The organism is Bacillus sp. URHA0034 (assembly GCF_056280405.1).
The window spans coordinates 943,834-959,234 of the sequence record NZ_JBWCDK010000002.1 but is presented as its reverse complement, the minus strand read 5'-3'; the positions used below and the strand labels follow the sequence as shown (position 1 = coordinate 959,234).

Genomic DNA, 15,401 nt, shown 5'->3' with positions numbered 1-15,401 from the left:
GGAGAATGTGTTTATGGAATATAGAAGATTTGGAAAAACCAATTGGAATGTTTCGGAAATTGGGTTCGGTGCATGGGCAATTGGCGGGGACTGGGGACCCGTAAACGACCAGGAATCCATTTCCGTGCTGCATGCAGCATGGGATATGGGGATCAATTTCGTGGATACCGCACAGATGTATGGAAAAGGCCATTCTGAAAAAGTCATTGGAGAAGCGCTAAAAAGTTGGACTGGCCAGCATATATATATAGCAACGAAGGTTCAGCCTGTTAGTTGGCCGCATCCAAATGAAGATGATCCGGACATGCAAAGCAGGTACCCGGCACCCTATATCCGTGAGCAATGTGAGGCCAGTTTAAAGCGGCTGCAAGTGGACGCGATTGATTTGTATCAGCTGCACGGCTGGTTCCCAAAAGGAGTCGAGGAAACGGAATGGTATGACACACTTCTAAAGTTGAAAAAAGAAGGGAAAATCCGTGAAATCGGAATATCCATCCGCGACTATCGCCCGCATGATGGCATTCAGATTGCCTCAACGGGAAAGATTGCATCTGAACAGGTGGTATATAATATTTTTGAACAAAGGCCGGCGAATGAACTATTTCCAGCCTGTATGGAAAATGATGTCGCCGTTATCGCACGAGTCCCATTCGATGAGAGCTCACTCATTGGAAACTGGACAGAAAAGACCTACGAAACCTTTGCTCAAAATGATATACGTAAACATTATTTTAAGGGGGGAAGGTTTCGACGTACCTATGAGAAGGTAGAAAAGCTAAAATCCTTTATTAAAGAGGGGAATGGAGACCAGTATCAGACATTGGCTGAGGTGGCACTAAGATTTTGTTTGTCCAACCCTGCAGTCAGCTGTGTGATTCCAGGAATGATGACACTCGAACATCTGAGGGCAAATACCCGTATATCGGATGGACATCTTCTATCTCAGGAATTTCTGAAAAAGTTGAAGGCATTTAGTTGGCCAAGAAACTACCATAATCCAGATGAGAAGGAGGATCCGTTTGAGTAACTTTAACCGATTTCATACTCGTTTAAAGGAAAAACAGCAGAACGTGGAAGCACGTCCAGTCATTTATGTGGCATTCGGGGACAGTGTAACTCAAGGGTGTATGGAATATAAGACGGTTGAACAGGACACTGTATATCACCAGATTGTAAAAAAAGAACTTGTCAAAAGGTATCCAAATACCATTCTCAATGTAATAAATGCAGGGGTGTCGGGTGAAACGGCGGAACAATCCAGGTGCAGATGGAATCGTGATATTCTTCAGTTTCTTCCTGATCTCGTTTCCGTTGGTTTTGGGGTGAATGATGCCCATGCAGGTAAAGAAGGATTAGAAAACTATATTAATGCTTTAAGAGAATTAGTAAAACTGGTTCGTGAAAACACGGATGCCGATCTATTGGTGCTTACACCTAATATGATGATCACGAAAGATAACCCAAATGTTCACAAAGCAGACTATCCGCACCTACCATTCTTTTTTAAAACCGCAGAAGCAGGCTATCTGCAAGATTATGTTGAGGTTTTACGGAGCTTTGCGAAGGAAGAGAACATCCCAGTAGTGGATGTATATGCAGAATTTGAAAAATTAGTAGAGTCAGGAGAAGATATTCACGCCAGATTAGTCAATGGAATCAACCATCCTGATCGTGAATTTCATCAAACCATTGCTGAAAAAATAATCAATCTCTTAATGGAGGATGTTAATGAATAGATAAATCTAAGAGTTGACAAAAATACCCCTCAAGCTGTCAATCCAGCTTGAGGTTATGGCGTTTCTTGGGTAACACTTAAAAAAATTAAATGAGATACAAAATAACTATGAGGGTTAGACTGCTATAAAGTAGGGTGGTCAGCAATGGCCACCCTACTCAATTCATACAATTATTAATGCATTAAATGGTTCTGAAATCTTTCATTTGGATAATAAAGGGAATAATCCTCCCAAGAGTGGTTGATCTTTATTTAAATCCAATTCAGAAGTGATTGGATGCTGTTTACCGTTGTAAGTAGTACCATCAGGCATGAATATCATCACAAAAGCTCTCCGTGGTTTGTTTGTTTGATTGGCAAAGGCATAATGAAAGGTTAAACCATTATGAAACGTGCAGCTACCGGCTTTCATCCTAACAACTACAGGCTTTTTATCATGCAATCCCGATTCTTTTGCGTATTCGAATAGATCCTCAGGCTCTGCCAGGTTAATCGGTTTCAGTTGTCCGACCTTGTGGGATTTAGGTAAAAACATCATACATCCATTTTGTTCGTTCACATCATCCAATGCAATCCAAATGGATATTGTTTTTTCAGCGGCCTCCTTATTCATGGGCCAATAGGGAAAATCCTGGTGCCATGGGGTTGGTTTCGAATCACCAGGCATTTTTAATAATGCTTGATCGTGGAACAGTCGGATGCCATTTGAACCGCTTAATTGCAGTGCTAAGTTCGCAAACCGTGGGTTGAATACAAATTTAGCCATCCCTCCATGGTCACGCCAAGTATTTACTCTTTGGTTTAGAACTCTATAATAAGCACCTCCTTTCTGATCAGTTTGAATGGATAAACCATTGTGTATATTCATGACTTCTTCCGTATGAATCCTAAGTTCGTTCAGCTCTTCCGTGGATAATACATTATCGATTTGAACAAAGCCGTTCTCACGGTAAAACTCGATCGTTTCTTTTGGAAAGACATTACTGTCTACTAAACTAACCATTTTATCCCTCCTAAAATTGTTACTTGAGACATATCTTAAGTTTAATTAAAAAAAAGGGGAGTTTCTTGGATAATCTGCCATAATAATCCGCTAATATTCCAAAGACGACATAAGGAGAAAAAGGTGGGAACATTAAGAGATGGAAAAATGGTTACAAATCCTGTTGGTAAGGAAAGAGGTTACAATTAGTAGGTTTGTTAGAGAAAGAGGCAATTTAAACAAATAGGGATAAACGACCTTTTAGTATAGATGAATTTTTTTTATAAACTTGTGGATGACCTTTTACCCATTAGGAAAATCTCAATGAAACCTAAAGTATACATAACAAGAAAGATACCCGATGAAATGATCGCTATGATTGAAAAAGAATGTGATATCCGAATGGGGAACGATTGGGACAACCCGGTAGCAGATGAAAGAGGGTTTCGCGGTAAAGGACTATATATTGAGATTCGTAGATATCGTGAAGAAGAGAATTATAAATTGATCACCTATATCCCTTGCGAAACGCATTATAACATTATTCGTTTTCTTTTAAAGGATGTTGTGGATGTTTTAGGTATTGGACAGAAGGAAGTCACTTCGACTGAAATCGATGAAGAGAGAGGAGTTTATGTCCTTTATGTAAAGGAATTGGGGGAGGAACGGGCTTGAATTTGGATTCCTACCATAACAAGAGAAGTCGTTTCTATAAAACGGTGGTTGGCTACATCTAGAGTAACATTTTCAATCATTCAAGACCTGGCTAAAAGCATGAAAAAGGTGCCTGTTTCCATCAAAGACTTTCCGGGTTTTGCTGTAAACCGGGTTCTTGTTCCGATGATTAACGAGGCAATTTATGCAGTTTATGAAGGGATATCCACCCCGGAAGGCATTGATATCATAAAATAAAAGTCCAGTCTTCAAAAATGTGTGTGTCTAAAAAAAATTTTACTCATTCATAATTGATAAAAAAGTCTCGAAAATTATAAACTATACCCGATAAAGTAGACACTAAAAAAGGTCTGCCCTATGGGGCTGTTGACAATCTAATAGGATTTTTTAAAAGCTGTGTAGAATTTATTCTATACAGGTTTTTTTATTGGGGGAATTATTATGGCCATGGGTCGTAAAGATGAGTATCAAAGTAAACTAGAGTTTATTGATTTAAATGTTTTTGTCCCTTCAAATCAAATACTTCGTCAAATCAATGAGAAAATTGATTTTTTCTTTATATACGACAAAATGGAAAAGTATTATTCGAAACTTGGTAGGAAATCACTTGATCCTGTACTTTTATTTAAAATGTTACTCATTGGTTATTTATTTAATGTTGACTCTGAACGTCAGCTGGAACAAGAAGTTCATTTAAATATTGCTTATCGATGGTTTTTAGGTCTTGATTTAACGGATCCTGTTCCAGACCATTCAATATTTAGTCAGAATCGGCGAAGAAGATTTAACGATAGTACAGTTTTTCAAGAAGTTTTTGATTATTTAATTGAACTTTGTATAGAGAAAGGTATCGTTACTGGGGAAGTAATAGTTACTGATTCAACACATATCAAGGCAAGTGCTTCAAAGAGTAAAGTTGAAAAGGTAAAAGTAGAGAAGACTCCTTCTCAATATTTAAATACTCTTGAAGAAGAAGCGAAGAAAAATGAAAAAGAGTTAGAGGAGAAAAGAATAGAATCAGGCAAAAAGAAAAGAGGACGAAAATCAAAAGGTCCCTCAACCGAAACAACCTCCATCGTTAAAACTGATCCTGACTCTGAGTTATTAAACCGCCCAGGAAAGCCATCTGGACCTCACTTCTTAGCCCATACAAGCATTGATACAAAAAACGGAATCATAGTTGATATTCATCCAAGTGCTGGAAACGTAAATGATTGTGAACCATTTATCGAAAGACTTAGTGTGATTCAAGAGAAATTTGATTTAAATATTAAAAATATTGGAGCAGATAGAGGATATTATACCACTCCCATTCATCATGGATTAGAAACATTGGAAATCACAGGATATATTACTCCAACTCAATCTAACACTGCTTATAATACAACTTCTTATAAGGAATTTACATATGATAATAAAAACGATACGTACATCTGTCAAAATCAAAAAATACTTTCTTTTAGTCATATAAAGCATAGCGGTGAACGGTATTCAAAAGTATATTCTGCAAAAGCAAAAGACTGCAAAGTCTGTCCATTTAGAGAAGAATGCTTTGGGAAGACAGCAACAAAAAGAACTATTGAACGACCAATAGCCCATGAATTGCTTGAAGCAAATAAAATAAGAGCAAAAACAACGGAATACAAAATGGTTCAAAAGCTAAGAAGAGTTTGGTGTGAAGGTTCCTTCGGAACCATGAAGACGAAACACAACCTATTTAAAACTTATAAGAGGGGCATTCAAAAAATTCTTGAACAATGCCTCTTTTCGGCGTTGGCTTTAAATTTAAAAAGAATGATAAAGGTGATGAATTAGTATAAAAAAGATGGAGAAAAAGGATATTAAAATCATTAAAAAATGAGAACAAAACAAAATGGGAAAGGAGGTACGACTCCTTTCCCATTTTGTCAACAGCCCCCCTATCGGGTACTTTTTGTATAATAGATTAAAAATCGGAGTATTGGAGAAATATCTTATGTCAATAAACTTTTCACTGATAAAGAAATAAAGAAACTCTCTAAAAATCCTTATGTTAAATCTGTAAGTACAAAAGGAATTACATACACTTATGGCTTTAAAAGGATTTTTATAGCTGAAAGTCAGAGTGGAAAATTACCACGGCAGATTTTTGAGGAGAATGGATTTGATGTTGATATCATTGGTATCGTTAGGGTAAATAGGGCAGCTTATAGATGGCGTGCTGGTTATAATAAATCTGGAGTATTGGGACTTCGAGATACACGCAAAGATCATTCAGGGAGACCGATTCAAAGAGAGCTTAGTCTAGAAGAAAAAAATGAAAAATTAGAAGCTCAAATTAAACTGTTGCAAGCCGAGAATGAATTACTAAAAGTTAGATATGATGGAAAGGGGGCTGGAGATAACCGAGTAAAAGTATCAGCCGAACAGAAATTTCTCCCTATACGGTCAGTAATTAAAAAGTATAATCTCAAAAATATGGTGAGTTTCCTATGCGAATTATCCGGAGTTTCGCGCTCGGGTTATTATAATTATTTTTCATTGAAATCTCAAGAAAACAGAGATCGTCGTGAAAAAGAAGACCTAATTTCAAAAGATAACATTTTAAAGGCCTTTCATTTTAAACGGCGTAGTAAAGGTGCTAGACAAATTAAGATGACGTTAAAAGGACAGTTTAATATTAAGTATAACTTGAAACGAATCCGAAGAATTATGAAGAAATACACTATCGAATGCCCTATCAGAAGAGCCAACCCTTATAAGAAGATGTTAAAAGCAACAAAAGAACACACTGTACTACCGAATTTACTCAACCGGAATTTCAAACAAGGTATTCCAGGTAAAGTATTGCTTACTGACATTACTTATTTATATTACAGAAATGGACAAAAGGCATATTTGTCGACCATTAAGGATAGTTCAACAAATGAGATATTAGCCTATAATGTATCAGATTCACTAACATTAGATTTAGGTACTGATACTTTAGTAAAGTTAAAGAAAAATAGACGTGTAAAGTTTGCAGAAGGAGCCTCTATCCACTCGGATCAAGGAGTACACTATACTAGCCCTACCTTTCAATGGAATTTAAAGAAGATGACCCCTGTTGAATACAGAAATCATCTCCTTAATGTGGCATAACCTTTTTAAAAATGTCCTTTTCAACGGGTATACTTTACTTTGGGCGTTGCCTTTTATGTTCCTTTTATGTGTCTTGTAACGGAATTATAAAATTGTATTGAAAATTCCCAATCAATCTGACCCCGTGCCCCTATTATTGCGCCTTTTTTTGCGCAAAACTTCAATGTACCCCAAATCACTTCACTTCATTAATGTGCATATCTTAGTCATACAAAGCCAGGATTTTAAATATAAATTTAAAAGAAGAAAGCGCATATTTGGAAATAATTCGATTACCAAAGCAACATAATCCTAGTAAATATAAAAAGTAAATTTAATTGGCTTTTGAATATGAGCATACTACTTTAGAGTCAAATAATTAATTCCTCTCTCAAGGCATTTAATAATTTTGTTTATACTACTCCTTAAAAATCATACTTTTTGTCAAATCCCAAATTATTTTTAACCTTATTAATAGTTGTTCTCCATCGTCCAGTAATTGCGCATTAGATTTTAGTCGAATGACGTAATAAACCGATTCTTTTTCACATAAATCATATAGAGCCCGGCCGACATAACCACTGTCACTGCGAACAAAGCATGAAGTCTTCGGAAATTTCTCGTTGTTATGTTAGCTTATCAGCTGCGTTTAATAGATTAAGTGGTATCAGCTTATTTAAGAAAATCTGACTCATTACGCTAATCTGTAACAAAAGTAACTGCAACTATAGTAAATATATTGAAAGTATTAAGTTTTAAAGGCTTCTTTATTCTAGACCTAGTTAATTTATTATTAAACTATGTTTATTATTTTGAAAGGAGAGAAATCTATTGTCGTACCATTATGGATCAGATTCACTTGAAATAAAAAACCCGTATAAACAGGAAGGACTGTTGTTTTTAATTAGTGGATCTCTAATTTTGTTGATTGGTATAGTATCCATATTTACTTTGCGAGCTCAAATTATAGAGAGTGGGCTAGCCGCTGGATGGTTTAATTTAGTAGTTAGTCTAGTTTTGTTGACCGGTGGAATAAATTATATCGCCCAAGGCATTATAAAAATTTCCCGTTTTTATGTGGGAAGGGGTGTCCCAACAAGTTTAGCAAAAAATATGGCACGAAGTGAACAGAATACTGAAGAACCAAATGCTTATTACAGCTCCCAGGAACTCGAACAAATGATAATGGGAAGAAAAAACATTACATTCAAGGAACCTAATACTTTATTTGAACGAGTGGTTTATAGCATTTATCCCAAATTCATTTTTCTGCCGTATTCGATGCGTAGTTATTTGAATTTATTAATTCGAAATATAGGATACTCAATTATTGGATTTCTTGTATATCTCATAGCACTATTTTCTGGGACGATAGGGCTAACATTATTGACAGACTCATCATTTTCTCAATGGTTAGGCATTGGATTGTGTATATTTTTATTGTCACTGTGGATAGAGGGCCCTTTCAATGGAAAAAAGATTAATCATAAAAATCTATATAATGGTAATAACAAAAGTATAGCTTTGACTATAATATTTGCCGTTTTAGTGCCAATTCTTGGTGAATTACTGCTAAGACTAGGAATTAACTTTCCGAAGGCTCCATTTAATCCCGCTTTTACTCTTATATCACTTTATATTCTAAGTACTGCAACTCTTGTGGCTGTCTTAATACTTTCAAGGTTAAGAGCAGAAGTGGCTAATCCTGTTACAGCGGTCTCTGAATACAGAAATCATTGGCAGGAAAATGTGCACCCTAAAGACTTTTTTAGGGCATTAGATATGGAAATGGCAAATTTACGATATAAAGAGATTCCAAATAGGGTTTATCGGGAATTGAATCCAAGTTTAAACATAGAAGGCAGCATAAATAAAGGCAGTTTTTACGGAGACACCATTCAAGAAACTCAGCCTCGTTTTGAGGATATTCCTTATCCTCCTTTATTGGGGAAGGTCAGATTATTCGTAGCTGTGGTTGGACATTTTCTTGTTGCCTTATCTGCATTGCTCTTATTTATTATTAAACAAGGCGGGGCTGAAGGAATTAATTTTGCTGGCTTATTTATTCCTGTACTCCTTTTGACATTTGGTGCCTCACTTCATACTTTAGCACATTTATATTGGGGGGAAATACAATTTAGTAGCATACTTATTCAATTCCAGGGAGATGGAACCTATTCCGAGTCCAAATTATCGGTAGGTATGGCAATTACCGATTCAACCCGAAGCGAAAACACAGTGGTGCGAACATCATATAGCCCATGGTTCCTAATTACAAGAATTATTACAACTACACAAGCACGCTCAGGTTCTAACCCCCTTAATCAAGGGAGGTATATTCTTAGCATGGAAAAAGCAGATGTTATGTTGGATCATTTAGTAGAAAAGATGAGGTATTTCTTAGAGGATAGAGAATTTATTGCCGCAACATCTAAAAAGGATTTAAAAACGATTCAATCTTTCTACACTACAAACGAGACGTCTACAAACAGTAAAATACCAATAAAAAAAAGTCTCAATAATTTGCTGAACGAAAATAATCAAGATCACGAAAGAAGTAACATGTTGACAAACTCTGAAAATAATGCTGAAAATATAGAACCGGTTGAACCTGGACAATAAAATGAGGGCCTCATGTCATTTATCGATACTTGATTACTTAAGTCAAGTACTAGTTCATCGCAAGCGGCTGGAATGCATTAAGATAGAATACCAGTAGGCTCAAGTGTCAGGCACCGAAAATAGACAAATGTCTTTATGTGGTGCCTGACCCTATCTTATGTAACTCACCAGTACCCCATTTGTTGCCGCATACACCCGGCACTTATAGAGTGCTGTTCACGACTTGTAAGGAAAGATAATTAATAGATGTAACAGTGAGTATGAACTTTTCTTTTTAGAAAGGTTCTTTGTGATTTTATAAGCAGGATGGAGGTACACGATATTTTTTATCCAATAAGTAATTTTTTATCCAATAAGTAATTTTTTGTCACAAAGAGGAACTAGGGGATTATATAGTTGCATTAGGGCTATCAGTAAGAGAGTATGTGGTAAAGGGCAAGCCAATGGAGAAGATTTTGAGAAGTTGAATTTCCGGATGTACTCATAATAACAATCAATTAATTTGGAGGTAATTAGATGAATATAAAATTTGATCCAAATAACGTCGTTATTAAACTCTGTATGAGTGGAATGGGATTAGAGGATAGTGGAAATATTGAAGATGCAGTAAAGGTATTTCATAAAGCATGGCACGAAGCAACGGACGACTATGAAAGATTTATTGCAGCGTATCATTTAGCTCGTCAACAAAAGAGTATTACAGACAAATTAAAATGGATGCAAACATCTCTACAGTGTGCACTAAAAATAAATGATCATAATGTGAAGAGTGCATACCCAACGTTATATTTAAACATCGCCAAATGTTATGAGGAGTTGTGTGATACTGAGAATGCAAAAAGAAATTATGAATTGTCAAATTCATTTAAGGGTGCATCTTCTGATGAAGGACCATTTTACCATGGGACAAAGGCAGATTTGAAGGTTAGTGATTTACTAACAGCAGGTGGAAATTCAAATTACAAACCTGGGCTTAAAATGAACCACATTTATTTCACTGCTAATGTCAATGGCGCAGGACTTGCAGCAGCTTTAGCAAAAGGAGAAGGAAGAGAACGAGTTTATATAATAGAACCAACAGGTGAATTTGAAAACGACCCAAATGTTACTGACAAAAAATTTCCTGGTAACTTAACACGTTCTTATCGTTCAAATGAACCTTTAAGAATTATTGGTGAAGTAATAGAATGGGCGAAATTGACAACTATGGAGCGACGAGAATGGCATGAAAATTTAGCTAAAAACAAGGGCGAAATAATTAACTGAACTATTTCAAGATGTTAAAATGTAAATGACTTTTTGAAAATAAAATAACAATGATTAATGACTAACTTAGCATTGAAATTTTTATCTGGAATCGAAATAAGATTTCTAAGCTACCTGAATCTTGCTTACAGAGAAGCAGGCGGGTATTACCGGCCCAAGATGAAAGAAAATATTATTGAACTAGTTGCTGCGTATCCAGTTTCAATTGCTGAGTTTGCAATGGTATCCTTTACCAGCACCCCATGAGTTGCCATATACACTCCGCACATGTGGAGTACTGTTCACTACTGGTAAGGAAAGATAATTAATAGATGTAACAGTGAGTATGGAACCTTTCTTTGTAGAAAGGTTCTTTTTCCTCTGTTAAGGAATTTAAAATTGCTGCTGTTTCAATTGGAAACTAATATAAGATATTGATATATATGTTATTAATCACATATAAATTATAATTGTTGTTATTAATGGATATATTGTATATTTTATTTTTATTGTTAATTTATAAGTTATTTTATGAATAAAATAACGCAAAGAAGAGAACAGTTCTACTGGAAGAGAAGCGATTGCCGTAATAGCAAACGTTGCAAAAGAAGATATTCAAAATCTGTTTGATATGACTGTAAACACATATAGTACTTTAGACATCTTGGTTAATAGCGCAGGAATCATGGATAATTTTGAACCGGCTGGTGACATTGAAGATGCCCTTTGGAAAAAAACACTCTTTCTGTGGTTGTAAAATAAATTCTAATTTCAATATGTGCTAAATTCACATTAAGTACTATTTATGCGCCCGGACCACGTATGGTTTATATTTCAAGCAACACCACCAAACGGTCAGCAAGTAGGGGTTATTTGAAGGATAAGATATTAAAAGAAAAAGGGGTAAAATCACGCAATGGGGATAGGGAGGCGTTCCGTTATGGAACGCCCATTTTAAATTCCAGGAAGGGAAGAAATTAAGAGAGAAATTGGTACTAGGCAACATTCGAAAAAAGCTTTGATGCTAGAGGTCATTCCGGCCTTTATCGATAGGATTGACACCTCGTCTCTTATTGGTGAACGAAATAAAGTCACCCTTTTATTAGGTTGTGCCCTAGCGAGCCGACGTTCAGAATTGGTATCAATTAGGTATATTCTGGAAAAGTATTGCAATCTCCCGACAAAAAATGTTAATCTTATATGCCCTTTGCGATGTATATTGGACAAACAAAAAGTTCATTGAATGTAAGGATAAATCAACATAAGTCTGATATGTTGAAATAAGAGATAATACTGCTTTCCACAAAGCAATTCGCAAGCATTTTTTTGAAGTTTTTACGTAATAGATAGCACCAATAATTTGGAGGAACTAAACGAGAAAGAAAAATACTGGATTAACCACTTTGACTCCAATAAATCCGACTGATAGATGGATTGGAACGATTGCTACTAAAGGTAAGGAGAAAAAAGATTGGCGATACTTGAAAAAGAAGTTTGGGTTGTTTTAGGCGGAACGAATTTAGACTATTACGACAAATTAGGTTATGTAATCCCTGAAATTAGAGGGAAGCATACAACGATACTCGTCAAAATTGAAGATTTACCAAAAAGTTCAAAAATAAAATTAACTAAAATTTGCGACGATTGCGAGAAAATAATTCCTAATCAATTAATTCTATAATATATCAAGGGGCAGAGAAAAATTAGATGGAAAAGATAAAAGCAATCGACTCACAATGATGTTTCTTTGCCAGTTCCAAAGAATTTAGATAGGATGCCTTTAATAATTCAGCTTCGTTATTTTCCCCGTACTGCCAGATAGGTCCTGGGGTATGGATAATAAATTTTGCTTCTAGGTTAAACCCTTCTGTTATAACGGCTTCTCCTACCTTACATCCGCCAATTTTATCGCAAGCTTCTTGCAGCTGCTTGGCACCGGCGGCACGAAAGATCGACCCACATACACCGCCGCCACTTTTTAATGCCGTATTCGCCGCATTTACTATAGCATCTACTTGCATCTTTGTTATATCATTTCGTACAATTTCTAATGGCATATCCTTTTCCCTCTCTTATAAAAAAGAACCTTTTATAAAACTCAATATATGTTTCAATTTCTATAAAAACAAATTGTTATAGAAATGTTGCTTTTAAAACATAAAATTTGAAAATGTCGTTACGATTCTATTTCAATATTATACCTCTATTTTTCTATTTTAGAATTACAGTTTTATTTATGAAGCCTGAGAGTTTTTTTGCTTAGACAACCCAACAAATGATTTAGAGGCTGTTTTCCGAAGTGAAGTCTTACTTACTAATCCATAATAGGAAAGGAAAGCTAGTAAACTTGTGAATAAGATGAGTATGCCCATAGGAATGCCTGAATTCGTCCCTGCTACCCCCACGAGTGGAGCCGTAAGTGAGCCAAGGACAAATGGCAATAATCCTAATAATGCAGAGGCACTACCAGCAATATGCCCTTGCTTTTCAATGGCTAATGTAAAAGACGTTGTTCCAATAATACTTAATGAAAAGGTAAAAATGAATATTGGGATCACGACGGCGAAAAGAGGCGCTTTTAAGAGCAGTGCAATGAGTAATGCGGCACCCGCTAAGTTCGCCATTGCTAAGCCTATCTTTAAGAAAGTCCGCTCTGGAATGGTGTCTGCCAAGCGGCCGACCAACTGACTTCCAATAATAAATGCTAATCCATTTGTCCCAAATAATAGACTAAATTGTTGTGGTGTTACTCCGTAAATATTCTGATAGACAAACGGAACACCAGATACATAGGCAAAGATTCCTGCACCAGTAAAACCCTGAGTTAGAGCGTATCCTAAAAATGAGCGATCTCTGAATAAAGAGCCAAAATTCTTCATGATTTCAGGTAAATTGCTGGGAACACGGTTTTCTTTAGGGAGTGTTTCTTCTAATTTAAAAGTAACAGTGAAAAGCAACACGGCACCTATACAAGCCAATACAATGAACACTCCATGCCAATTGGTAAATGCAAGGATTCCCCCTCCAGCAACGGGTGCAACGATTGGTCCAAGGTTACCCACCAATACCATCATCGTAAAGAACTTGGTTAGTTCCTTTCCACTAAAGAGATCTCGAACAATTGCTCGAGAGATCACAAGTCCACCTGCGGCTGCTATGCCCTGGACTAACCGAGCAATAATAAGGAAATAGATATTGGGCGCCAACGCGCATGTTAGAGATGCAAGTAAGTACAAACTAATAAAGATTAGCAAAGGTTGTCGGCGACCTTTTACATCACTTAAAGGACCAATGATTAATTGACCCAATCCCAGGCCCAATAAACAGGAAGTTAAACTAATTTGTACCAGTGAAGCGGTAGTATCAAAATCTTTTACTATCGTTGGAAAAGAGGGTAAATACGTATCGATTGTAAAAGGTCCTAATAATCCAAGTGATCCTAAAAGTATTGCCAGCTGTATTCGTTTCTTAACACTATGTGTATTCAATGTCCATCGCCTTTCTAGGAATATAGTTTTTTTAATTCGTGCCCTTTATTTATCAAATTGTTCATTCAACAGAACAAGATGAATAAATCATTTATCTTTTGAATCCCCCTATATTTCACTTACAAATTGTTCAACCATTTATTGAATATACTTAGTTGCCCCGATGAACAAAGTTCATTATAACCCGAAACATACTCTAGAGTAAACAATCAATTTTTATATTAGCTGACGGATTATAAGCGTCAGTTATTCCGTTTTACATACTCTCATCATTATCCGACATTGCTTGTAAAGCTTTCCTTCTGAAACCGCACTCCTCCATTGCTTCATAAGCTCCACTCTCAAATGAGCCACATCAAAATTCACTAGTTTTTTTTCCTCTACGACTTGCCTCCCTGCAATAAATACATCATTGACATTGCTGGCATTAGCGGAGTACACCAATGGCAGAATACGGATCAAAAATCGGAAACATATTGACGGAATCGGTTTCTGCCAGAATAACATCCGCTTGCTTCCCTGCCTCAATCGAGCGGATTTGCCCCTCCATGCCTAAACTTTTGCTCCCCCAATGGTCGCTAACTTGACAATCTCTTCTGCCGGAAATGCGCTGCGATTTTGTAAATAAGTTTTATGGAAATTGGCAAACATCCGCATTTGGCTAAATAAATCTAGGGTATTTCCGCTGCTGGGACCATCTGTACCGAGTCCAACCGTTACACCAGCAGCTAATAAATCACGAACACGAGCGACGCCTTTAGCCGATTTCGTATTGGCACCAATGCAATGAGCCACCTTCACATCATATTTCTTCAGTAACTCAATATCATGGTCTGACAAATGAATACAGTGTGCGGCTACAAGTCTTGAACTTAATACACCAATCTCTTCTAAAAATTCAATCGGCGAAGCTTGGCGTTCTTTTCGAAATTTGTCCATTTCAAAATCCATTTCACTCACATGCATCATCCAGGGCACATCGTACTTTTTAGATAGAGCATCCACTTGCTGGAGTATTTCAATCGTATTGGAATAGGGTGCATGTGGTCCGATGGATGCTTGAATTCGCTTATGTCCTTGCATTTCGGCAGGAAGTCTTCAGCATATTGTAAGCCGCCCATGGGCTCCGTGACATCTACTGTTATAGTATCAATGACGGTTTCTGCTAAATAGATGCATGAATGTGTTCATGGTTTAAATGCAAATATTAAAAAAGAAAATCCTCCATATGAAAAATCATTTGAATATCATGCATTAAACAATAGGAAAGAATATTTGTTATCCGAATTTAGTGAAAAAAATGTTCGGGATCCAAAAAATATTTCACATGGGAGCAACGAACTTTTCCTTTAGGTATGTTCCACATATAAAGGCGAATATTCGATGAGCGTTACAGATAGAAAAAGAGGTCGCGAATGTCCTTATTGTTCAGGAAAAAGAGTGTTGAAAGGATTTAACGTTTTATGGACAACACATCCTTATGTTGCAAAATTGCTGAAGCACCAACACGTGGTTATGAAATTACAGCCGGAAGAAATTTAAATGAAGATTTTAA

At 36.3% G+C, this 15,401-nt stretch carries 16 protein-coding genes and 2 pseudogenes; 12 read left to right on the top strand and 6 right to left on the bottom strand.

From position 1 onward, the window contains the following. Positions 1-13 precede the first annotated feature (13 nt). Together ACZ9EE_RS06735 and ACZ9EE_RS06730 are read left to right on the top strand one after the other, a co-directional pair. Positions 14-1,027: an aldo/keto reductase gene (locus ACZ9EE_RS06735; RefSeq protein WP_476025885.1), complete on the top strand. Its 1,014-nt coding sequence runs from the start codon at positions 14-16 to the stop codon at positions 1,025-1,027. Further along, on the top strand, positions 1,020-1,736 hold the full coding sequence (locus tag ACZ9EE_RS06730; protein WP_476025884.1) for an SGNH/GDSL hydrolase family protein: 717 nt from the start codon (positions 1,020-1,022) through the stop codon (positions 1,734-1,736). The genes ACZ9EE_RS06735 and ACZ9EE_RS06730 overlap by 8 nt, the downstream gene beginning before the upstream one ends. A gap of 201 nt (positions 1,737-1,937) precedes the next feature. Here the strand turns inward: ACZ9EE_RS06730 and ACZ9EE_RS06725 are convergent, their stop codons facing one another. Further along, complete coding sequence (locus tag ACZ9EE_RS06725; protein ID WP_476025883.1) at positions 1,938-2,738, bottom strand: phytanoyl-CoA dioxygenase family protein; 801 nt, start codon at positions 2,736-2,738, stop codon at positions 1,938-1,940. A 303-nt stretch (positions 2,739-3,041) separates the two neighbouring features. Between ACZ9EE_RS06725 and ACZ9EE_RS06720 the strand changes: the two genes are divergently transcribed. The 4 genes from ACZ9EE_RS06720 to ACZ9EE_RS06705 all read left to right on the top strand — a co-directional run bounded on the left by ACZ9EE_RS06720 (position 3,042) and on the right by ACZ9EE_RS06705 (position 6,512). Then, positions 3,042-3,392 carry a hypothetical protein gene (locus tag ACZ9EE_RS06720; protein ID WP_476025882.1) on the top strand — a complete coding sequence of 117 codons (351 nt, stop codon included), beginning with the start codon at positions 3,042-3,044 and terminating at the stop codon, positions 3,390-3,392. A 48-nt stretch (positions 3,393-3,440) separates the two neighbouring features. Continuing rightward, positions 3,441-3,629: a 3-hydroxyacyl-CoA dehydrogenase family protein gene (locus tag ACZ9EE_RS06715; protein ID WP_476025881.1), complete on the top strand. Its 189-nt coding sequence runs from the start codon at positions 3,441-3,443 to the stop codon at positions 3,627-3,629. Positions 3,630-3,833: 204 nt separating this feature from the next. Then, positions 3,834-5,207 carry an IS1182 family transposase gene (locus ACZ9EE_RS06710; RefSeq protein ID WP_476025880.1) on the top strand — a complete coding sequence of 458 codons (1,374 nt, stop codon included), beginning with the start codon at positions 3,834-3,836 and terminating at the stop codon, positions 5,205-5,207. Between the two features lie 129 nt (positions 5,208-5,336). Then, on the top strand, positions 5,337-6,512 hold the full coding sequence (locus tag ACZ9EE_RS06705) for an IS3 family transposase (protein WP_476032882.1): 1,176 nt from the start codon (positions 5,337-5,339) through the stop codon (positions 6,510-6,512). Between the two features lie 454 nt (positions 6,513-6,966). Here the strand turns inward: ACZ9EE_RS06705 and ACZ9EE_RS06700 are convergent. Next, positions 6,967-7,122: pseudogene (locus ACZ9EE_RS06700) on the bottom strand (transposase); the annotation flags it as partial. Between the two features lie 200 nt (positions 7,123-7,322). On the opposite strand from ACZ9EE_RS06700, the gene ACZ9EE_RS06695 reads away from it, so the two are divergent. The 5 genes and pseudogenes from ACZ9EE_RS06695 to ACZ9EE_RS06675 all read left to right on the top strand — a co-directional run bounded on the left by ACZ9EE_RS06695 (position 7,323) and on the right by ACZ9EE_RS06675 (position 12,039). Next, positions 7,323-9,113: a hypothetical protein gene (locus tag ACZ9EE_RS06695; protein ID WP_476025879.1), complete on the top strand. Its 1,791-nt coding sequence runs from the start codon at positions 7,323-7,325 to the stop codon at positions 9,111-9,113. Between the two features lie 852 nt (positions 9,114-9,965). Continuing rightward, the gene (gene arr / locus ACZ9EE_RS06690) at positions 9,966-10,379 is read left to right on the top strand and encodes an NAD(+)--rifampin ADP-ribosyltransferase (RefSeq protein ID WP_476032880.1); all 414 of its coding nucleotides are present in this window, start codon (positions 9,966-9,968) and stop codon (positions 10,377-10,379) included. A gap of 57 nt (positions 10,380-10,436) precedes the next feature. Continuing rightward, entirely contained in the window at positions 10,437-10,625 is a 189-nt protein-coding gene (locus ACZ9EE_RS06685; protein WP_476033182.1) for a hypothetical protein, read from the top strand. A gap of 301 nt (positions 10,626-10,926) precedes the next feature. Then, positions 10,927-11,094, top strand: a pseudogene (locus ACZ9EE_RS06680) (3-ketoacyl-ACP reductase); the annotation flags it as partial. Between the two features lie 735 nt (positions 11,095-11,829). After that, entirely contained in the window at positions 11,830-12,039 is a 210-nt protein-coding gene (locus tag ACZ9EE_RS06675) for a hypothetical protein (protein ID WP_476025878.1), read from the top strand. A 22-nt stretch (positions 12,040-12,061) separates the two neighbouring features. Here ACZ9EE_RS06675 and ACZ9EE_RS06670 read toward each other — a convergent pair whose 3' ends face one another. From ACZ9EE_RS06670 to ACZ9EE_RS06655, 4 genes are all read right to left on the bottom strand, one after another. Then, positions 12,062-12,415, bottom strand: coding sequence for a macro domain-containing protein (locus tag ACZ9EE_RS06670; RefSeq protein ID WP_476025877.1), 354 nt, complete (start codon positions 12,413-12,415; stop codon positions 12,062-12,064). 177 nt (positions 12,416-12,592) lie between these two features. Continuing rightward, complete coding sequence (locus ACZ9EE_RS06665) at positions 12,593-13,846, bottom strand: multidrug effflux MFS transporter (RefSeq protein ID WP_476025876.1); 1,254 nt, start codon at positions 13,844-13,846, stop codon at positions 12,593-12,595. A gap of 427 nt (positions 13,847-14,273) precedes the next feature. Then, the gene (locus ACZ9EE_RS06660; RefSeq protein ID WP_476025875.1) at positions 14,274-14,396 is read right to left on the bottom strand and encodes a hypothetical protein; all 123 of its coding nucleotides are present in this window, start codon (positions 14,394-14,396) and stop codon (positions 14,274-14,276) included. Positions 14,397-14,398: 2 nt separating this feature from the next. Further along, positions 14,399-14,929, bottom strand: a complete 531-nt coding sequence (locus ACZ9EE_RS06655) for an amidohydrolase family protein (protein ID WP_476025874.1) — start codon at positions 14,927-14,929, stop codon at positions 14,399-14,401. A 300-nt stretch (positions 14,930-15,229) separates the two neighbouring features. On the opposite strand from ACZ9EE_RS06655, the gene ACZ9EE_RS06650 reads away from it, so the two are divergent. Continuing rightward, complete coding sequence (locus ACZ9EE_RS06650) at positions 15,230-15,388, top strand: hypothetical protein (RefSeq protein ID WP_476025873.1); 159 nt, start codon at positions 15,230-15,232, stop codon at positions 15,386-15,388. Positions 15,389-15,401: the final 13 nt, after the last annotated feature.